The 19898-nt window shown below is 51.6% G+C and carries 17 protein-coding genes and 1 riboswitch; of the genes, 14 read left to right on the top strand and 3 right to left on the bottom strand.

Annotated elements, in window-relative coordinates; genetic code table 11:
- Positions 1 to 67: 67 nt before the first annotated feature.
- Positions 68 to 256, top strand: a riboswitch (cobalamin riboswitch).
- Between the two features lie 19 nt (positions 257 to 275).
- Entirely contained in the window at positions 276 to 1079 is an 804-nt protein-coding gene (locus AC3G2T_RS27265; RefSeq protein WP_474683144.1) for a HoxN/HupN/NixA family nickel/cobalt transporter, read from the top strand.
- Between the two features lie 107 nt (positions 1080 to 1186).
- Here AC3G2T_RS27265 and AC3G2T_RS27260 read toward each other — a convergent pair whose 3' ends face one another.
- Both AC3G2T_RS27260 and AC3G2T_RS27255 read right to left on the bottom strand, forming a co-directional pair.
- A complete protein-coding gene (locus AC3G2T_RS27260) occupies positions 1187 to 1585 on the bottom strand; it encodes a hypothetical protein (RefSeq protein WP_474683143.1) in 399 nt (132 codons plus the stop codon).
- 87 nt (positions 1586 to 1672) lie between these two features.
- Positions 1673 to 2920, bottom strand: a complete 1248-nt coding sequence (locus AC3G2T_RS27255) for an ATP-binding protein (RefSeq protein WP_474683142.1) — start codon at positions 2918 to 2920, stop codon at positions 1673 to 1675.
- A 490-nt stretch (positions 2921 to 3410) separates the two neighbouring features.
- Here AC3G2T_RS27255 and AC3G2T_RS27250 point away from each other — a divergent pair, with 490 nt between their 5' ends.
- The 7 genes from AC3G2T_RS27250 (at position 3411) to mgrA (ending at position 10702) form a co-directional block, all read left to right on the top strand.
- A complete protein-coding gene (locus tag AC3G2T_RS27250; RefSeq protein WP_474683140.1) occupies positions 3411 to 4421 on the top strand; it encodes a 2-oxoacid:acceptor oxidoreductase family protein in 1011 nt (336 codons plus the stop codon).
- 60 nt (positions 4422 to 4481) lie between these two features.
- Positions 4482 to 6785 (top strand): thiamine pyrophosphate-dependent enzyme, encoded by a 2304-nt coding sequence (locus tag AC3G2T_RS27245; RefSeq protein ID WP_474683139.1) that lies wholly within the window; start codon positions 4482 to 4484, stop codon positions 6783 to 6785.
- Between the two features lie 78 nt (positions 6786 to 6863).
- Positions 6864 to 7160 carry a hypothetical protein gene (locus AC3G2T_RS27240; protein WP_474683138.1) on the top strand — a complete coding sequence of 99 codons (297 nt, stop codon included), beginning with the start codon at positions 6864 to 6866 and terminating at the stop codon, positions 7158 to 7160.
- Between the two features lie 140 nt (positions 7161 to 7300).
- Entirely contained in the window at positions 7301 to 7903 is a 603-nt protein-coding gene (locus AC3G2T_RS27235) for a ribonuclease H-like YkuK family protein (protein ID WP_474683137.1), read from the top strand.
- Positions 7904 to 8050: 147 nt separating this feature from the next.
- Entirely contained in the window at positions 8051 to 8557 is a 507-nt protein-coding gene (locus AC3G2T_RS27230; protein ID WP_474683136.1) for an ADP-heptose synthase, read from the top strand.
- Positions 8558 to 8585: 28 nt separating this feature from the next.
- Complete coding sequence (locus tag AC3G2T_RS27225; RefSeq protein ID WP_474683135.1) at positions 8586 to 9614, top strand: phosphotransferase; 1029 nt, start codon at positions 8586 to 8588, stop codon at positions 9612 to 9614.
- Between the two features lie 98 nt (positions 9615 to 9712).
- On the top strand, positions 9713 to 10702 hold the full coding sequence (gene mgrA / locus AC3G2T_RS27220; protein WP_474683134.1) for an L-glyceraldehyde 3-phosphate reductase: 990 nt from the start codon (positions 9713 to 9715) through the stop codon (positions 10700 to 10702).
- A 3-nt stretch (positions 10703 to 10705) separates the two neighbouring features.
- On the opposite strand, the gene xerS is transcribed toward mgrA, so the two are convergent.
- Entirely contained in the window at positions 10706 to 11788 is a 1083-nt protein-coding gene (xerS, locus tag AC3G2T_RS27215) for a tyrosine recombinase XerS (protein ID WP_474683133.1), read from the bottom strand.
- Positions 11789 to 11998: 210 nt separating this feature from the next.
- Between xerS and AC3G2T_RS27210 the strand changes: the two genes are divergently transcribed.
- From AC3G2T_RS27210 to AC3G2T_RS27185, 6 genes are all read left to right on the top strand, one after another.
- A complete protein-coding gene (locus tag AC3G2T_RS27210) occupies positions 11999 to 13027 on the top strand; it encodes an ROK family transcriptional regulator (protein ID WP_488437557.1) in 1029 nt (342 codons plus the stop codon).
- 233 nt (positions 13028 to 13260) lie between these two features.
- On the top strand, positions 13261 to 13965 hold the full coding sequence (locus AC3G2T_RS27205) for a FadR/GntR family transcriptional regulator (RefSeq protein WP_474683131.1): 705 nt from the start codon (positions 13261 to 13263) through the stop codon (positions 13963 to 13965).
- Positions 13966 to 14026: 61 nt separating this feature from the next.
- Complete coding sequence (locus tag AC3G2T_RS27200; protein WP_488437556.1) at positions 14027 to 15304, top strand: MFS transporter; 1278 nt, start codon at positions 14027 to 14029, stop codon at positions 15302 to 15304.
- Positions 15258 to 16043, top strand: a complete 786-nt coding sequence (locus tag AC3G2T_RS27195) for an ABC transporter ATP-binding protein (RefSeq protein ID WP_488437555.1) — start codon at positions 15258 to 15260, stop codon at positions 16041 to 16043. Before AC3G2T_RS27200 ends, AC3G2T_RS27195 begins: the two co-directional genes overlap by 47 nt.
- A gap of 106 nt (positions 16044 to 16149) precedes the next feature.
- Positions 16150 to 16824 carry a hypothetical protein gene (locus AC3G2T_RS27190; protein ID WP_474683128.1) on the top strand — a complete coding sequence of 225 codons (675 nt, stop codon included), beginning with the start codon at positions 16150 to 16152 and terminating at the stop codon, positions 16822 to 16824.
- Between the two features lie 321 nt (positions 16825 to 17145).
- On the top strand, positions 17146 to 19833 hold the full coding sequence (locus tag AC3G2T_RS27185; protein ID WP_488437554.1) for a phosphoenolpyruvate synthase: 2688 nt from the start codon (positions 17146 to 17148) through the stop codon (positions 19831 to 19833).
- The last annotated feature ends 65 nt before the right edge of the window (positions 19834 to 19898 follow it).

Genomic DNA, 19898 nt, shown 5'->3' with positions numbered 1-19898 from the left:
GAATAAACCTACCTCTAAACGCGGTCGCTCATCTTCGAAAGACCTCGATAGAGGTTTATCTCACAACCAAATACGTTTACGGCCAGGTGCCCTTGCCAAGCAAGGGGTAACAGGGAATCGGGTGCAACTCCCGAGCGGTCCCGCCGCTGTAACCGGGGAGCCTTCTTCAATAACGTCACTCAGCCGCATGCTGGGGAAGACTGAAGAGAAGCATTGATCCGGGAGCCAGAAGACCTACCTATCCGTACACCTTAAAATGCCTTCGGAGAAAAGGAATGGTGAGTACATTGTCAACCGTATCGCTTATTTTTCTTGTTTTTGCTTTGGGATTGCGTCATGGCTTGGACGCGGATCATTTGGCTTTTATTGACGGACAAACCCGTTATAATTGGCGGATGGGAAGCCCGATCGCCAGATGGGTAGGCACTTTGTTTTCTTTTGGCCATGGGGCGGTAGTGGCCAGTATGGCGATTGTTTTGGGGATGTTCATCAAAGATTTTGAGTTTCCCGATTACTTCGATACTTTCGCAACATGGATTTCGATATTGTCGCTTTTCCTCATTGGAACGATCAATATTTATAATCTTCTGCGTTCGAAATACAAAAACGAGAGCTTTCAAATTAAAGGATACAAAGGGAAATTTATCGATAAAGTCGCCAAAGGGACAACCAATCCTTTTTTAATTATTTTGGTAGGCGCGATTTTCGCATTGGCTGCCGAAACGATTAGCCAAACGTCCGTTTGGGCGATTGCCGCAAGCAATAAAATCGAATACATGCCCGTTATTTTGGGGCTTGTGTTTATGTTCGGGATGATGCTGACCGATACGCTGGATTCGCTGATTGCTTACCGGATGATTCATCATTCCGGAAAGCTGGGGCAGTCGGCTTCAAGGCTGATCGGATGGGTGATCGTCATTCTTGCTTACGGGGTTTCGTTCTACGAAGCTTTTACGTTTTTCAATCCGTGGGCCGAACTCGATTTCGAAATCGTCGGCATCGGCATCTTTGTATTTTTACTGCTTTGCTTCGTGTTCGTCACGATACGTGCCAAACAGGAATCGCGTTCGCTCAGTTAGCGACGGCTGCGGAACGTTCCGCGGAAACCGCCGTTGACGAAAAGGCATCTTTACCCTGCCGGATGAGGGGAAGATGCCTTTTTTGCCTTTTTCGCACGCATGAGTATTTACAGTGCTGTTAACCCGGCGTTCTGCACGCACTCGGATATCGCCTGAAGCATACTCTTATGAATCGGAATGATAACATCCGTAGGTCCCAGAAGGAAAATTCCGCTTCTGTTATGAACGGTCGCTTTGTGAACATAAATTCTAAAGTGCTCCGAACCGGGAGTGAGTGAAGCGGACTCCTGATTCTTGGATCGCGCATTGACAAAAGTGATTGCTTTCATAGCTCCCACGTCATAGGGCACGATGCTGATCATATCTTCAAGCTTGAAGTAATAATTCACGTGCGGCTTATGAAGGACCAGTTCTCTCGTGGAAACCGTCAGCCCGTAATCCTTCTTTTTGTGGGACATCTTAAGATCGCCCTCAAGCGATTTGATCTGAATAAAATCCGGATTCATGGGACAGCCTCCTTCGCTATTCTGCTGATCGCTATTCTATCAGAATACCACAATCCGGCGGACTTGTTAACGGAAGCTTGTCAATCGTTATCCGGCCTGAAATTGAATCAGACAGACGGTGCCCTTATTCGGATTGCTGGAATAGGAAATTTTGCCGTTCATCGACTTTATGATGCTCATGACAACGACGAGGCCCAGGCCGGTTCCATCCGCTTTGGTCGTATAGAACGGCATTCCTAACGAATTGATTTGCGTTTTGCTCATGCCGACCCCGGTATCGGATATCCAAACATGAATGGTAGATTCGGTTAGGTGTGTATGTACGGTAAGCGTTCCGCCGTCAGGCATGGATTCGATCGCATTTTTGATCAAATTCATCAGGCACTGGCGCAATTTTTTCGATTCTCCCCATATGTAGAGAGGGGAGTCGCTGCTATGCGAGATGTCGACCGTTATTTGATTGGAGACAGCGATCGGATTCATAAATCGGAGCATCGAAGCAAGCTCTTCCTTGATATTCAGCTTTTCCTGCTGACTTCTGTTCGGCTTCGCATAATGCAAATAGTCGCTAATAATCGCATTGGCCTGATCGATGCCGGATAAAGCGAGCGAAATGAAGCGTTTGCGCTCTTCCTCGGAAAATTCCTTCTGTTCCATCATTTGCAAAAAGCCGCGGGTCGTCGTCAGCGGATTGCGGATTTCATGGGAGACCGAAGCGGCCATTTGTCCGATCATGCGGTCTTTTTCGAGATGCAGCAATTTCTCTTTATTGATCTCCTGCTTTTTGACGTGGAAAAAAAGAAAGGTCACGAACCAGCTCGAAACGAAGGACAGCGATACCGCGTAAGCGGCATACACGTAGTTTTGGTCAAGCAGTGCGGGGCCTGCCGCCAAATAAAGCGCCAAGTAACCGAACATCAGGACGGATACGAATATAAATTTGGCTTTGAAGCTGTCGGCGACCATCTTCCGCTTCAAATAGAGGCCCGCCGCGAGCATGAAGGTGCTGCCGAGCAGTACGGGAAGCAGTTCATTTTGCAAAATGACCAGATTGCCGAAGTTGAATGCGATCCACGTAAAAATGCCGGGTACGGATCCCTCGAAGAGGATCGCTAGCGTAAGTGAGACGGGAATCAGATGCAAAGTATAGACAATCGGCTCTATATCTTCATAGCCCAAATAGAAATAGGTGAGCACGAAGAGGATGAGGACGAAAAGAATTTTACGCTTTTGTTCTTTGTATACATATATAGGAGTAAGAACCAAGTAGATCAACAGCGCACTCATCATGTATAAAAGACCATGAAGTTCATGGGTGATGACGGAATGGAGCAATACGAACCGTCCTTTCTAAACGTACGACAGAATATGGTTTTTTTCTACATTATCTCACAAATTACGAGTACTTCAAATAGGTTGGATACGTTTCAAATGATAAAGATTTAACAAAGTGATGTGAGACATTTTCAGCGCATCGCTGTATAATAAGAGAAAGCGTTTTCAAATGATGAGCTGCGATAGAACGGAGAGCGATAAGGATGAGGGCTTGCCCGCATGTTTGTGGAGTTGTCTTTGATCCGCTTGACGAAGGATATGTCGATGTTTGCGAACAGTGTATGGACGGTTGTGCGGAGGAAAGTCCGAATGAAGCGGATGAAAAACAGGAGAGCTTTTATATGGGCTCGTGCGGATTGATTATGGATTACTTGTTATAATCCTAGTCATTGTAAAAAACTGTTGCTTACGGGAAATTTATTGTTACAATGAAAGTAGATTAACAATTCATAAAATTCAATCGCAGCACATTTTTGAAAGGAGACATGGAATGGTAACTTTACCCAAAGTGAACGATCTCGGCTTTTTCGAGATTAGGCTGGAATCCATTGGCGGACTCGGTGCGAACTTGGCCGGTAAAATGCTCGCAGAAGCAGGAGTAGTAGGGGTAGGGCTTAACGGTGTCAGCTTTTCTTCATACGGTTCGGAGAAGAAGGGTTCAGCCGTAAAGGCACACATCCGTTTTTGCGATATGAATACGAATATTCGCGATACGTCTCCGGTCGAACGACCGCATGTAGTCGGTGTTTTTCATGAAGCTCTTTCAAAAACTGTAAACGTTATCAGCGGAATTTATGAAGACAGCACGGTTTTGGTAAATTCGACAAAAACGCCAGATGAGCTGAAGGAAAAGATGAAGCTCAGAGGCGGCACCATTGCGGTTATCGATGCGATCGGCATCGCGCTGGAGGAGAAGAACAGAGTCAACATGGCGATGCTTGGCGCCTTGTTCCGCCTCTGCGACTTTCTGGACCCGGAAGTGATGCGCGGCGTCATCCGCAAATCGCTGGAGAAAAAGTATCCGCAGGCGGTAGCTCCGGCCATCCGCACTTTTGACCGCGGCTACGACGAAGTGCAATTCCAAACGTACGCACTGCCCGAAGGGGAGACGATGCCCGACTTTGTGCGCTTCGATACGCCTGTTCTCGGATATGCGACGCAGCCGATCGGCGGCGTGATTACGAATCCGGGCAACAGCATTCTGAAAGATCTCAGCATTTCCCGGGCGGGGATGATGCCGCATTTTCACGAAGACAAGTGCATACATTGCGCTTCTTGCGACAATGTGTGTCCGGACTTCTGCTTCGTGTGGGATGAGCTTCCGGATAAAAAGGGCCGTCCGCAAATGTTTTTGCAGGGCATCGACTATCAATACTGCAAGGGCTGCCTGAAATGTGTACAGGCTTGTCCGACCGAAGCGCTGTCCAGCGAAAGAGAAGAGGACGGCTACGCGGATTCGCACCGGATGCCGCACCGGTTCAATTTGGCCGCAGGCGTCTAGCCGCGCACGGCATAACATCCGCTATAGGATCATTCATGGGAGAAGGGTGGATACAAACGTATGGCCATTGATATCAAAAAGGAATTGGGGCAGGCCAAAATCGAGCAGCGGATTGTGTACGAATCCGGTAACGAGATGGCCGCATATGCCGCTCATCAAATCAATTATCATATCATGGGATATTTTCCGATATCTCCGTCCACGGAAGTAGCCCAATTTCTCGATTTGATGAAAACGAACGGCCAGCATGACATCGTGCTCATTCCGGCTGACGGCGAACACGGCTCGGCGGGCGTATGTTACGGCGCTTCGACCGCCGGCGGCCGCGTATTCAACGCGACAAGCGCCAACGGCTATTTGTACATGCTGGAGCAGATGCCGGTTCAGTCCGGCACCCGGTTTCCGATGGTGATGAATCTGGTATGCCGCTCGGTATCCGGCCCTCTGGATATTCACGGCGACCATTCCGATCTGTATTATGCGCTCAATACCGGCTGGCCGATCCTGATGTGCCGCGATCCGCAGGCCGTATACGATATGAATATTATGGCTTTGAAGCTGGCCGAAGACCCTGCGGTGCGCCTGCCTGTGCTCGTCGCGTCCGACGGCTACTTCACCTCGCACCAAAAACGAAGAGTGCAGACGTTCGCCAACCGTGAGGATGTGCATGCTTTCATCGGCGAGCAACCGCAAGGATTCCCGAATACGCTGGACCGCAACAATCCGATAACCGTAGGCCCGTATATGAACGAGCCGGACTATATTAACAACTGCTATCAGCAGTCGGTCGCCATGTACAACGCGGAGGAAGTGTTCGACCGGATCCGCCGGGAATACGCGGACTTGACAGGGCGCGATTATCCGATTCTCGATCTGTACCGGATGGACGATGCGGAAGTCGCCGTGTTTTTGATGAACTCCTCGTCGGAGATCATCAAGGACGTAGTCGACCAGCTGCGCGAGAAGGGCATCAAAGCCGGTTCGATTGCGCCGAACATGATCCGGCCTTTCCCGGCAAAGCAAATTGCCGAAGCTTTGCAGCATGTCAAAGCGGTCACGGTCGGCGACCGCGCCGATTCTTACGGCGGGCATGGCGGCAATATGGTCAACGAGATCAAAGCCGCGCTGTTCACGCACAGAAATCACGATACGCTTGTGATTAGCCGTGTCTACGGCTTGGGCGGCAAAGATTTTTACTCGGAAGACGGCCACAACCTGTTCCAATTTGCGATCGACGCGATGAACAAAGGGTACGTGGAAGTACCTTTCGATTATTACGGCCATACGGCGGGAGATCCGGCGAAGGCGCCGAAGCGCGTGCTGACGCCAATGAAATATGAGGATCTCAAGACGGGCCTCATTACCGTCACTCCGGACGAAGCTTCCGGCAAGCTGAACGTCCGCATTCCGCCGCTGCGCTCGCTGACGAAGAAGCCGAAGCGCATCGCTCCGGGGCACGGCGCTTGTCCGGGCTGCGGCATTTTCTCGGGCCTGGAGATGTTCTTCAAAGGCATCGAGGGCGATATCGTCGCACTGTTCCACACGGGCTGCGCGATGGTTGTCACGACCGGATATCCGTACTCCGCCCATAAGGCGACGTATATCCATAATTTGTTCCAGAACGGGGCGGCAACGCTTTCCGGCGTCGTCGAAATGTTCTGGGAGCGCAAGCGCCGCGGCGAGCTCGACGGGCTTGGGCTGCAGGACGATTTCACCTTCGTCATGATCACCGGCGACGGCGGCATGGACATCGGCATGGGGCCGGCCATCGGCGCTGCGCTGCGCAATCATAAAATGATTATCCTTGAATACGATAATGAAGGCTACATGAATACGGGCGCGCAGCTGTCGTACTCGACTCCGCTCGGTCACCGGACGTCGACGTCGAACGTCGGCAAGAAACAGGGCGGCAAAGTGTTCCACCACAAGGACACCGCGCAAATTATGGCGGCGACCCATATTCCTTACGTGTTCACAGGCTCGGAGGCATATCCGCAGGATTTGGTGAAAAAGGCGGCCAAAGCGCAGTGGTACGCCCAGCATGAAGGCATGGTGTACGGCAAAATTTTGATTGCCTGCCCGCTCAACTGGCTGTCCGAAGACCAGGAAGGCTCGAATATCGTCGGCGCTGCGGTAGATTCCTGCTTTTTCCCGCTGTATGAAGTGGAGCATGGCGTTACGACGCTCACGTACAACCCGGAAGACAAGGGAAAGAAAATTCCTTTGGCCGACTGGCTCAAAACGATGGGCAAAACGAAGCATATGACGAAGCCGGAGTACGCGGAATCGTTACAATCGTTCGAGCTCGAAGTGGAGCGCCGCTGGAACATGTTGAAAGCCAAGCACGACAATCCGTATTTGTAAATAACGAACAGGCACGGGCACTTTCCCCTCGCGGGACAGTGCCTTTGTTGCTGGCGGCGGGAAGGATGGAACAGGAATATGCCCTATGTGCTTCAGCACTCGGCAACGAAGCAAATCTATACATGCATGCTGGTCAATCATTATCAACTGGCGTATTATGGAGTTAAGTATTGGGCGGAAGCCAGGGAGGCGGAGGAAGAGGCCCGGCCTTTTTTGCAGGCCGCGGGGGTAGCGGAACCGGCCGAATGGGATGTGAGAGAGATGGACGAGAGGGAAATGAAGCTTTGCAACGTCAGGCTGAAAAATGATCCCGCTTACGTGTTGTTCGAGAATGAAGCGGGCAAACCGGAAGCGCGAAAAGGGGACATTTCCTGACATTTCGGAGCCGGACCGGGGTTTTGCAAATAACGACGGTTCGATCTTGACGTTTTTGCCATATAATATAGATAAGAGGCGGTTGGGATATACCGCCTTTGCTTCATCCGAATCTTAAAGAGAAAGGAAGCGCCTTATCATTGGGACATCGGAGAACCGTGCAGCAGCAACTGGAGTTTCGGAATACGACCGAAAGTGGACTCACGATTGAGGACGTTCATGAGAGAATTCTTCGCTTTATGCGGCTCGAACCACTGGCAGCGTACAAGTTCATCATCGGCACCGATTGCCAGGTGCATGCAGGATGCACGAAATTTATTACCGGTGTCGTCATCCAGCGGATGGGGAAAGGCGCGTGGGCTTGCTACCGCCAAGTGTTGGTTCCTCGCGCTTTGACATCGGTCAAAGAAAAGCTGTCGACGGAGACGGCCTTGAGCGAAGAAATCGCATTATACTTTGATGAGACCAAACGGCGAGATATGGAAAATGTGATACTGCCGCATATTTATCAGGGCGCCTCGTTCGAGATGTACATTCATATCGACGCCGGCGAAGACGCAGCCAAGAACAAGACGGCCAAGTTCGTCGAAGAAATGGTTCGCAGAGTCGAGTCGGTGGGCATGGTGCCCGTCATTAAACCGGATTGCTATGTGGCTTCGTCGTACGCCAACCGGTTTTCCAAAAAGCCCGTTTCTTACCAAGCTACTTATCATGCCCATGAGGTGACAGATGGAAGTTTATAAGGTTTCAGCCGCGCGTTCGTTCTTTCTGGTCCTTCAGGATCCGGAGAACGAACGTTTTTTTGTTTTTCCATTGAAATGCCAATAAGGAATTATGTATGATAGATGGAAGTATCGTTTTATTTAGAACAAAAGAAGGAGGGGTGAAGCATGTCCCGAGTTTTCGTTATTGAAGCCGTTATGCTGGCCATTCACGGGCAATTGCTGCATCCTGGGCGCCCGGTTACATTTGTGATCCCTTATACCAGTATTCAAGAATTGTACGAAATACAGGAAACCAACGAACCGATTATGCAAAATAGCGAGGACGACGTTTTCGTGAAGCAAAAAATCGGCGAATTGCTTGCGTTTTTCGAGGAATCGTTCAATAAGAAGAAAATTGAAAGGGCTTTACTCGTACCCTGGAAAAAAAGCCCGCCGCTGCCGATCAATGAGAATGTCTCCCTGACTGTCGTTTATGCGATCGATAATGCCGAATACGGCGAGCAGTTCGATCCGATTGAGACGGAGCTTATTTTGACTGCGATTAAAGAGAGTGCTGCTCTCCTGACGGACCAGTTGGACATGTTGGAACGGATGGTTGAAGCTGGAGTTCCGGCGGAAGCTTTTGATGTGGAAGATTTTGAGTTTGCGGTTGAAGGAGATTTTCTGGTCTAGCCAGGCGAAGAGGAGTAAAAAGCAGCGTATGAATGCAATTGTGGAACAAAATTTGCAAGCATTGGCAGAGCGCTGGTTTCCCGGTCAGAAATGGTCGATGACTGCCTGCGAAGGCGGCATGAACAATACGACCCGCTTTGTCGAAACCGGCGGAAACAAGTATGTGCTTCGCATCTATGAAACGCATCGGGATCGCGCCAAGATCGCCTATGAGCACGAGGTGCTGCTCGCTTTATCCGGGCTGAAGCTTCCTTTTCGAACGCCTGTTCCGGTTAGTCTGCCGTCAGGCGGGACGATAGCCGAGACGAATGGCGCTTCCGGGAAGCTTGCGGCTCTGTTCAGCTATACGGAGGGAACGAATCCGTACGGGATGAGCCCTGCGCAGATCGGGCGGGTCGGGGAAGCCGTTGGACAGCTTTCCAACGCGCTGCAGCGCCTGAACATCGCCTCCGCGCCGGCGTACAGGCCTTATTACGAAATTGAGGACATCCATCCGCGCTGTACGCCGGAAGCGATTTCGCAATTTTGCCGGATGCCTCCGGATTTCTTTTTGCCGCTGCAGACGGCGCTTTTGTACATCGAGAAACGGTTCGAAGCTTTTTTTGAGCGGATCGCGGATTTGAAGCGGCTGCCGCACCAGCTCGTCCATGGCGACATCAACGGCTCGAATATGCTTGTAGATGCGGAGGGCCGTATCGCAGCGATACTCGATTTTGAATTTGTCACGCGGGATTTGCGGGTTATGGAACTGGCCGTTTGCCTATCGGATCTAATTGACCCGGCGATTCCCGAGGCCGAAATGTGGGGAAATATCGAAGCTTTGCTATCGGGCTACCGCCGCTATGCCGCTTTGGAGGAAGAAGAGGTTCAGGCGCTGCCTCTGCTGGTCGAGCTTCGCAGGCTGGATGTATTCGTGCATTTCCTCGGCCGGTTTCTGGACGGCGTCGATGGCCGTGAAGTATTGGCAGGGATCGTTCGGAGTACGTGGGAGAAAACGAAATGGCTGGAACAGCACGGCGCGCGAGTGACGGAAATTTGGAAAAAAAGTGTTTACTAACCTTCAGGTAACTTAGACACGTTTTTTTCAGTTCTTTTTTTGTTGCGGCCGTTAGCCTATACTAAAAAGGATTGAAGCCAAGGGAGGAAGGTAAGCTTATGAAATATCAAGCAAGCGCAACCAGGTACGCAGAGATGAAATATAATCGGACAGGCAGATCAGGACTCAAGCTTCCGGCGATTTCGCTGGGCCTGTGGCATAACTTCGGCGGCGTGGATACGCATGAGAACGGAAGGGCAATGCTGCTGCGTTCTTTTGATTTGGGCATCACGCATTTTGATTTGGCGAACAATTACGGACCGCCTCCGGGATCGGCCGAAGAAATGTTCGGCAAAGTGTTGAAAAGCGATTTGGCCGCTTACCGGGACGAGATGATCATCTCGACCAAAGCGGGCTATTACATGTGGGAAGGCCCCTATGGCGAGTGGGGTTCGAAAAAATATTTAATTTCCAGTCTGGATCAAAGCTTGAAACGGATGGGGCTGGAATATGTCGACATTTTTTATTCGCACAGACCTGACCCGAATACGCCTTTCGAAGAGACGATGGGAGCTCTGGATCAAATTGTCCGCCAAGGAAAAGCGCTGTACATAGGATTGTCCAGCTATACGGCCGAACAGACGGAACAGGCGGTCAAAATTTTGAAGGAGCTGGGCACGCCGCTGCTCATTCACCAGCCTTCCTACAGCATGATGAACCGCTGGATCGAAGACGGTTTGCAGGACGTTCTTGACGAGCACGGCGTGGGCAGCATCGCCTTTTGTCCGCTGGCACAAGGGCTGCTGACGAACAAGTATGTTACCGGCATCCCGACCGACTCCCGTGCCGGCGGCAGCAGTGTGTTCTTGAACGCGAAGGACATTACCGAAGACAAGCTGGTCAAAATAGGCAAGCTGAACGAGCTCGCCGGCAGCCGCGGTCAAAGCCTTGCGCAAATGGCGCTTGCCTGGGTGCTGAGAGGGGAACGCGTCACTTCGGCGCTGATTGGGGCCAGCCGTGTCTCACAAATCGAAGAAAATGTCGCGGCGCTGAAAAATCTCGAATTTTCCGCCGAAGAGCTCGCGCAAATTGAAGAAATCCTGAAGTAATCTTCAGGATTCCGCCCGTTTGTCGATGGCCTCGGCCATCGTTTTGTCGGTAAGATGCGCGTAGATCTGCGTCGTCTCCGGGGAAGCATGGCCAAGCTGCTCTTGGGTTTTGTACAGATCGTTGAGCAAATAATAATCGGTCGCGAACGAGTGCCGCAGCTTGTGCACGGACAAATACGGCTTGCCGAAGCGCTTGGCGTATTTGATGACCATCTCCTGAATGGCCCGTTTGGTCATTCGCTCGCCTTCTTTTTTGCCGTTGGCTATGGCAAGGAAGAGGGCTTTTTCTTTTTTCGCCGGCTTGTAGCGGGTTTGCCGGATCGTCAGGTAGTCCGTCAGCGCCTGAATCGCATTTTGGCGGAAGTAGACCGGCGTCTTGAAGGTATCGTCGTTTTTCCCTTTGCGGTAAACGTAAGTCAGCTTTTTTTTGAGATCGATGTCGTCGACATTCAGATTGAACACCTCGGAAACGCGCAGACCGGAGTTCAAAATTAACGTAATGATGCAGGCGTCGCGTACTTTATTTTGCTCATAGGAATAAAGAGCCTGCTTGTTGGTGGCGACATCGTACTCGTAACCGCTATGCACATAATCAATAAATTCGATAATTTCCTGCTCCTGCAGCAGCTTTCCCTCCAGCTTCGCCGCGGTATCTTTCGGCTTGTGCGAACGCTTGATCTCGATTTTGGCCATCACATTGCGCTTCAGAAGCGGGTAAAAATTGTCATCCTCGGCAATTTGGCTCAAATAATGAAACAGGGAGCGGAGGGCGGACAGCTTGCGGTTAATCGTCGTCTTCACGTTAGCCTGCTCCTTGCGCGTAGCGAGAAACATGCGGAAGTTATCGACGCTGTCCATATGAATTTTTTCCAGATCCTCGATCGGAATATGGGCGATGGAATCTGCCGTGGAGAGGCCTTCCGCAAGCAGCCAGGAGAAGAACGTCTCGTAATCTCTGACGTATTCCAGCAGCGACGAAGGCGAAAGATCGGGCAGCTTGTAATTAATGAATTTCTCCACATACCACGGCATAGTCGGCAATTTTTTTTCCAGTTCGTTGCGGTCCTTGACTTTAATGATGTTCATAGCAATCACCTCAGGCGGGTTCTTGAAGTAAGTATAGCAGTGTGATTGAAAAAAAGGTAGACGAACTGTCACTTTGTCAGGACAAATCAACGCGAAAGAGCGGGAGCGGCAGCAAATGAATTCGCTTTCCATTGCTTGAAATTTTTGATATAGTATCGTTGTGTTTTATTAAAGTTGTTTAATAAGATGTGTTACAGGGTGGTGAACATAATGAATGGGCAGCCTGCAACCCCAAAAGATATGAAGCATTTCATTGTTCGCAGTTTGCGTACGGCACTGCTTGAGCTTGGAAGCGCAACGAAAGTTGAGCTGAGCGATAAACTGGGAATCAGCTTTCCGACGATTAGCAAATTCATTGCTCAATTGGAGAAGAGCGGGGAGCTTCTATTAGCCGGCATCGATGAATCCAACGGTGGAAGAAGGGCGAAAAGGTACGCTTATAACCCGGAGTATATGCTTGGTTTAGCGCTATTCTTAGAAAAAACGGAAACGAACTACACGGTTTTTAATTGCTTGGGTGAAGTGAAAGAACAAGGCAGCACATCGAGTGTCCTTATGGAAGATGTCTCAAGACTGGCGGAGCATATCGAACAAATAATTGTAAAATATCCGAATATCCGCTCGCTTGCGATCGGTGTCCCCGGTTCGGTCAATAATGGCCGCGTCATTTTTATCCCGACCTACAAGCAGTTTCACAATTTTGATTTGAAGGGATACTTTGAGGGGCGGTTCGCCATTCCTGTCGTCGTTGAGAACGATATGAACGCTGCGGTCCTTGGTTATTACAACAAAAGGAACCATGAAAACAATCCATCCCTGTTTTACTTATATTTCGGTCAAAACGGCCCTGGCGCCGGCATTTTAATCAACGGAGATGTGGTGAGGGGAAGCACGTTTTTCTCGGGGGAAGTTTCGTTCGTTCCTCAATACGATGACCGGAATTTTCAACAAGCTTTAAAAAAAGGCAATGAATCGCGGGACGCATCCTTGACAGAGGACGGCATCGATGCGGTCAGCCGGCTTGTAGCTGCATGCACGGCTATTATAAACCCGCATGCGATTATTTTTTGTCATGACGAAGTGGACTCAACCCTCGTTAACCGGATCGCGGCAAGGAGCGCAGACTATATTCCGGCGGAACATCTGCCCAAGCTCACAACCAGCGACTGGAAGCAGGATTATTTGTACGGTCTGCAGTATCTCGGGCTTAAGCTCATGATTTCTGCGAAAAGCAGTTGAAACGAAGCGAAAAACGGGAGAAACGGATGTCGGGCCCTATGGAATTCACCTCATGGATAGAAATGGGGGCTCCATCGCGGCCCGATTCGAACATAGTCCTCCACATATAGTGGATGTTTTTCACGTTGTTTGTTTACATAATAATTGTTATGTAACTAATATGCCGCAATGAAAAAAAATGCTGGCTTTTAGGCAACGGATTTAGTACAATGCCTGATAAAGGAGATGATCAGATGAATTCTGGCGGCATATCGTTCCAAACTGTCCGGCGCAAGCAAATTGTCGATGACGTCGTTCAGCAGTTGGAAAAAAAAATCTCGCTCGGCGAGCTTCCCGTCGGAACGCAAATTCCAACAGAGCCGGAGCTGATGGCGCAGTTCGCCGTCGGACGTTCGACGATTCGCGAAGCGGTGCGCGTGCTGGCTCACGCCGGAATGCTGGAGAAGCGGCAGGGGCACGGCACGTTCGTCATCGGTACGGCCAGCACGCAGGAGCCGCTTGATATCCGGCTTCGCCGCGCCGAGGTGCTTGATGTATACGAGGTGAGATTCTCCCTCGAGTCCGAGATCGCCCGGCTTGCCGCGCGGCGCCGCGATGAGAAGGATCTGGCGCACATTCGCAGCCAGTTGGAGGAGCGGAATCGGGCGCTTGCGGCCGGAGAGCAGCAGAAGTACCTGGACGCGGACATCGCGTTTCATTTGGCGGTAGCCGCCGCTGCGAAAAATCCGGTCATGATGGATTTGTACCGGACGTTCAGCGAAGTGCTGCGCGTCGCTTTGGAGAAACTGCATGCCGATCCTGCGCATCAAGACGAATACACGGAGGAGCATGTGAAGCTGTACGAGGCGATTTGCGATCAGGATGAGCAGGCGGCTGTAACTTACACGCTGCGGCATTTGGAAGGAACAAAGAGAGCGTTGGAGCAAGTGCTCCCATAACTCTTTTTTTGTCGGTTTAAACGTCAGATGATATTACGAATTTGGGAGAGTGGTATACCGCATGGAAAGTCAGACGATAAACAAACAGGCGAATACGATGGCGTTATCCATCTTGTTTGCCGTAAGTTTCGTACATTTGTTGAATGATTTGATTCAATCGGTTATTCCTTCGATGTTTCCGCTGCTGCATGAAACGCTGAAACTTTCTTTTAGCCAAATCGGCTGGATCGGTTTTGCCTTGAATGTTACCGCGTCTTTGTTTCAGCCCATAATCGGTACATATACGGATGCCAAGCCGACGCCGTATATTTTGCCTGCCGGAGTGCTATTCTCGCTGGTCGGCGTTGCCGGTCTGGCCTATGCCAACAGTTTCGCGCTGGTGCTTCTGTTCGTCATTCTGATCGGCATCGGCTCGGCCGTGCTTCATCCGGAATCGTCGCGCGTGGCGCATTTGGCTTCGGGGACGCGCAAAGGACTGGCCCAATCGATTTTTCAGCTGGGGGGAAATACCGGACAAGCTATGGCGCCGGTGCTGACGGCATTCGTCTTTGTGCAATTCGGTCAAAAAAGCATCATCTGGTTCACGCTGTTTGCGGCCGTGGCGGTTATCGTGCAATTCCGGGTGGCCCGCTGGTACCGGCAAGATTTGAGTCAAAGGGAGCGGAAAAAGGCTGACCGCAGTCAAAGCCAAAGCGAGCTGAAGCTTGACAAAAAAATTGTCGGATTGTCCGTGACGATTCTGATCATGCTGTTGTTCTCCAAATTTGTTTACTTGGCTAGTATGAACGGGTATTATTCTTTTTTCCTGATTGAAAAATTCGGCATTTCCATTAAACAGTCTCAGCTTTACTTATTTATCCTGCTCTTTGCGGGGATGGCGGGCACCTTTTTCGGCGGACCGCTCGCAGACCGTTTCGGCAAGCGCAATATGATCTGGTTCTCCATTCTCGGAACGGCGCCTTTTTCACTGCTTCTGCCTTATGTCAGTCCGGGGGTGGCCATTGTGCTGCTCATCTTCATCGGCTTGATTCTGATGTCCGGCTTCTCGGTCATTATCGTGTATGCGCAGCAGCTGCTTCCGGGGCGCGTCGGTATGGTAGCGGGGTTGTTCTTCGGCCTGGCGTTCGGCCTGGGCGGAATTGGATCTGCCGTGCTCGGCGCACTGGCGGATGCGACAAGCGTGGATTTCGTCATCAAATTGTGCGCATTTTTGCCGCTGTTAGGACTGCTGGCGATTTTGCTGCCGTCGGACCGCATCTTATCGGGAGAGTCGAGGAAAGAGGTGAGTGCTCATGGAGCAGGTGATCAGTATCAAGCAGGCGAGCTTTCGCAGAGGTGAGAGCGTCATTTTGAACGAGATTGACTGGGAAGTGGCAAAAGGCGAGCACTGGGCCATTCTGGGACTGAACGGTTCCGGGAAAACGACGCTGTTGAACATCATCACCGGCTATTTATGGCCGACTTCCGGGACGGTTTCCGTCCTGGAGAACGCTTTTGGCACGGTCGATTTGCGCGAGCTTCGCACTTCCATCGGCTGGGTAAGCTCATCGCTGCAGGAGAAGCTGTATGCCAACGATAAAACGGAGTATATTGTCGTCAGCGGCAAATATGCCACGATCGGCTTGTATGAGAAGCCGGATGAGGCCGATTGGCAGCGCGCCTATGCGCTGATGGAGCAGCTTCACTGTTCGCACCTGGCGGGCCGCACGTACCAGTCGTGTTCCCAGGGGGAGAAGCAAAAGCTGCTCATCGCCCGGGCGCTTATGGCTTCTCCGAAGCTGCTCATTCTTGATGAGCCCTGCAACGGGCTCGATCTCTTTTCGCGGGAGCGGCTGCTTGAAGCCATCGAGCAGTTGGCCCGGGCCGAAGGGGCGCCTACGCTTTTGTATGTGACCCATCATACGGAGGAGATTTTGCCGATCTTTCGCCATGCACTGCTGCTGCGCCGGGGCGAAGTGTTCATGAAGGGCGAGATGAGGGAGCTGCTCACGAGCGGGCATTTAAGCCGGTTTTTCGAATCTCCGGTAGAGGCCGTGCTCAGGGACGAACGTATTTGGGTGCTTCCCGCTGCCAAATAAAGGGGGTAAATTCCAGCGCGCAAAAATGGAGGAATCGTACAAGGGATCGTAGAAAGAATAACATGCCGAATATAAAGATCAAGCACGAACTGATGGAGGAGTTGGCGTGGAGTTCCTTTTATCCGTATTGTTTTCCACATTTGAGACGATCACCATTTTTATGCTGTTTTTTACATTGTACCGTCATCGCTCTACGATGATGCAGCTTCTCCATATTGGGCTGTTTGGTATGGTTTTGGCCGTCATTTCTTATGTTTTGAGAGTGAAACTGGGCTTTTCGTTTTATGATACGGCTTTTCAAACGCTGCTGACGTTTCTGTTTATTCGCTTCATTTTTAAAATGAAGTGGATCAGCATCGGCATCGTTCTGCTATCCGGATTGTCGTTATACTTTTTGCTGCAAATTATAGTTGTGATCGCATTGCAAGGCTGCAATTTGTATAATTATGACGATGACCAAATGCCTACCAGTTCCGGCTCGCTGCTGCTTCAGGTCGTAACCGTCTTGGTAGGTTTGTCTCTCGCATGGATTTTGAAGAAGAAAAACCTGGGCTTCTCCTTTATCTCGTTTCATCCGTTTAACAGATACAAAAAGGTGAACAATGAAAATCAGCTGTCGCTATCCTTAATTATTACCGGCTGTGTGCTCGCCCTTTCCATCGCTTCGTTTTTCATCTCCTCCGGCATGCTCTTGTATGTGGCGCTGCCGTTAGTGATTATTTCATTTGTTCATTTAATAAGGCAATCGTATGCGATCGAGCTGAAAGATTTGGATTCATAAGCTGTTTGGAAATGAAGGGGCCCTGAACTGAAGGATCAGGGCTTTTTTTGACTCTGAAAATCCGCGAAAAGCGCCAGTTTTCGATATTTAATGACATTAATTAATATGATTAAATATTAATGATGTAAATATATTTGAAGGCTGAAGGCTAGTTCAACATGAATATTTAAGTCTTGCAGTACCTAAACTGGGATAGAAGAGGCCATACGGCTGCGTACTGCGCAAACTTAAGCGATAGATGACTTCATTAAGGCATTGGGAAGCTTTGGGGGCTTAGACATGCGAAACCGATTGCCAATGACAAAAGGGGGGGGCTGTACGATGGACGGGTATGTGCTTGATTTTGAGCGGATCGATAAGGGCAGCCTGCCGCTTGTGGGCGGCAAAGGCGCCAACCTGGGCGAAATGACGCGAGCAGGCTTCCCGGTTCCGGGCGGTTTTTGCGTCACAACCGGCGCTTATGGCGCATTTATCGGGCAAAGCGGCGAGATGCCGGAGTTTTTTAGAAGGCTGGCATCCGTTAAGGCGGACCGTCTGGATGAAATCGCCGGGCTCGGGCGGCAAATACGCGATCATTTGACAGCGCTTCCGATTCCGGAACCGGTCTGCATAGCGATTGCGGAAAGCTGGCGCCGGACAGGCGAGGACAAGGCATACGCCGTCCGTTCGAGCGCGACTGCGGAGGATTTGCCGACGGCTTCGTTCGCCGGGCAGCAGGATACGTATTTGAACGTGTGCGGCGAAGAACAGCTGCTTCAGGCCATTCGCAAATGCTGGGCGTCGCTGTTTACCGACAGGGCGATTTCGTACAGGACGAAAAACGATCTCGACCACCGTTCCGTGCTGTTGTCCGTCGTCGTGCAGCAGATGGTATTTCCCGAAGTGTCGGGCATTATGTTCACCGCCGATCCGGTCAGCGGCCGCCGGGACACGATATCGATCGACGCCAGCTACGGGCTGGGGGAAGCGTTGGTATCCGGACTTGTATCGGCCGATTTGTACCAGGTGCGTTCGGGAGCATTGATCGGGAAAAAGATTGCCCGGAAAACAATCGCGATCTTCGCTTTGCCGGACGGAGGCACCGCAATGCAGGATTTGCCTGCGGACATGCAGGAGCAGCAGGCGCTCGACGACGGGCAGATCGTCCGGCTGGCCGCATTAGGCGAGAAAATCAAGCAGCACTACGGCACGGAGCAGGATATCGAGTGGTGCTATGAGGGCGGGCGTTTCTATATTGTGCAGAGCCGGCCGATTACGTCGCTGTATCCGCTGCCGCACGTTCCCACGGCGCCGGGAGAGTCTCCGCATTTGCTGTTGTCGCTCGGTCACCAGCAAATGATGACCGATGCGATGAAGCCGATGGCATTGACCGTATGGCGCACCATGTTTCCTTTTGGAAAGACGTCGCTTTGCTCGGAAAGCGGGTTGATGTATACAGCGGGAGGAAGGCTGTACGCCGATATCACGAAGCTGTTTTTGCTAAAACCGGCGCGCAAGCTGTTTCCGATTGCCCTGCGCATTGTGGATGAGCAAATGAGCAGCGGAGTCGCCCAGTTCATTGAGCGGGAAGGATTCATTCAACATTTGCCTCCCGAGCCCGGGCAAAAGAGAGCCGTGCTTGAATTCGCGGGTCCCATCGTGTTCAGGGCCATCCGAAACTTGTTTTTTGCCCGCCCTTCCGAAGCGGCAGAAAGACTGAACAAGAAGGTCGAAGCATTCGTGAAGACGAATGAGGAACGTTTGTTTGGCGTTACAGGGCCTGAGCGGATCGTTCGCATACAAGAGCAAATCGGGGTTTTGCTGCGGCGTTTTTTTCGCGAACTGCTGCCGTATCCGCTCCCGGGCATAATTGCATTAAAAATGGTCCAGGCGCTCGCGGAGAAATGGCTTGGCGATCGTGACACAGTGCACGTGTTGAACAAATCGCTGCCCGGCAATGTCACGAGTGAAATGGGGCTGATGATCGGCGATTTGGCCGATATCGCAAGACAGCATTCGCAGGTTGCCGAACTGATCGGTCACGGCGACCCTCGCGGCTTCCGCGAGCAGCTGCAGTTCGTGCAAGGAGGAGAGGCGTTTGCGCGGGAATGGGACCGGTTCATGGACATATACGGCATGCGCTGTCCCGGCGAAATCGACATTACGCGCCCGCGATGGCTGGAAGACGCGAGCACGCTGCTGCCGTCGATCGTTAGCCATATGCGCAGCGTAGCGCCGGGCGAGCATCGCGAAAAGTTCGCGCAAGGAGCGCGGGAAGCGGAAGCGGCTGCGCGCGATCTTGTTGAACGTCTCCGCGGCCAGCCTTTCGGCTGGTTGAAGGCAAAGCTGATGACCCGCCTGCTGCACGTGTTCCGGGGCATGATGGGGCTTCGCGAGCATCCCAAATATTTGCTGATGCAAGTATTCGGCATCATCCGTAAAGCGCTGAAGGAAGAAGCGCGCCTGCTCACAGGCGCCGGAGTGCTGCGCGACGAGGACGACGTATTTTTCTTGACGCTCGACGAATTGCTTGCGCTGAGCGAAGGGAAGCCGCTGGACGACTTGGAGCGGCTGCTGGAAAGACGAAAACGCGACTACGAGCGTTTTCGCACGCTGACACCGCCGCGTCTTATGTCCAGCGAAGGAGAAATCATTACCGGGCAGCGCAAACAGCAAGCCGCTCCGGAAGGCGCACTTCTCGGTACGCCCGTGTCCGCCGGAGTCGTCGAAGGCATTGCCCGCGTCGTGCTGCGTCCGGAAGAGGCCAAATTGAACAAAGGCGAAATTCTGATCGCGCCTTTTACCGATCCGGGCTGGACGCCGCTATTCCATTCGGCTGTCGGTTTGGTCATGGAGGTCGGGGGGCTGATGACCCATGGCGCCGTCGTCGCCCGCGAATACGGGCTGCCGGCAGTCGTCGGCATCGACGGCGCAACCGGGAAGATCAAGAGCGGCGATCGGATCCGGCTGGACGGAACCCGCGGATATGTGCTAATCCTGGCCCGGTCGGAACACAGACGGAACGAATAGATAGGAATGGCAATAGCGTCGTCAAGGCCGCTTTGGGGCAACAGGCTCCAGCGCGGCCTTTTATT

This window comes from Paenibacillus sp. sgz302191 (assembly GCF_057749925.1).
The sequence above is the reverse complement of the archived record's forward strand: the minus strand, read 5'-3'. Positions and strand labels throughout refer to the sequence as shown.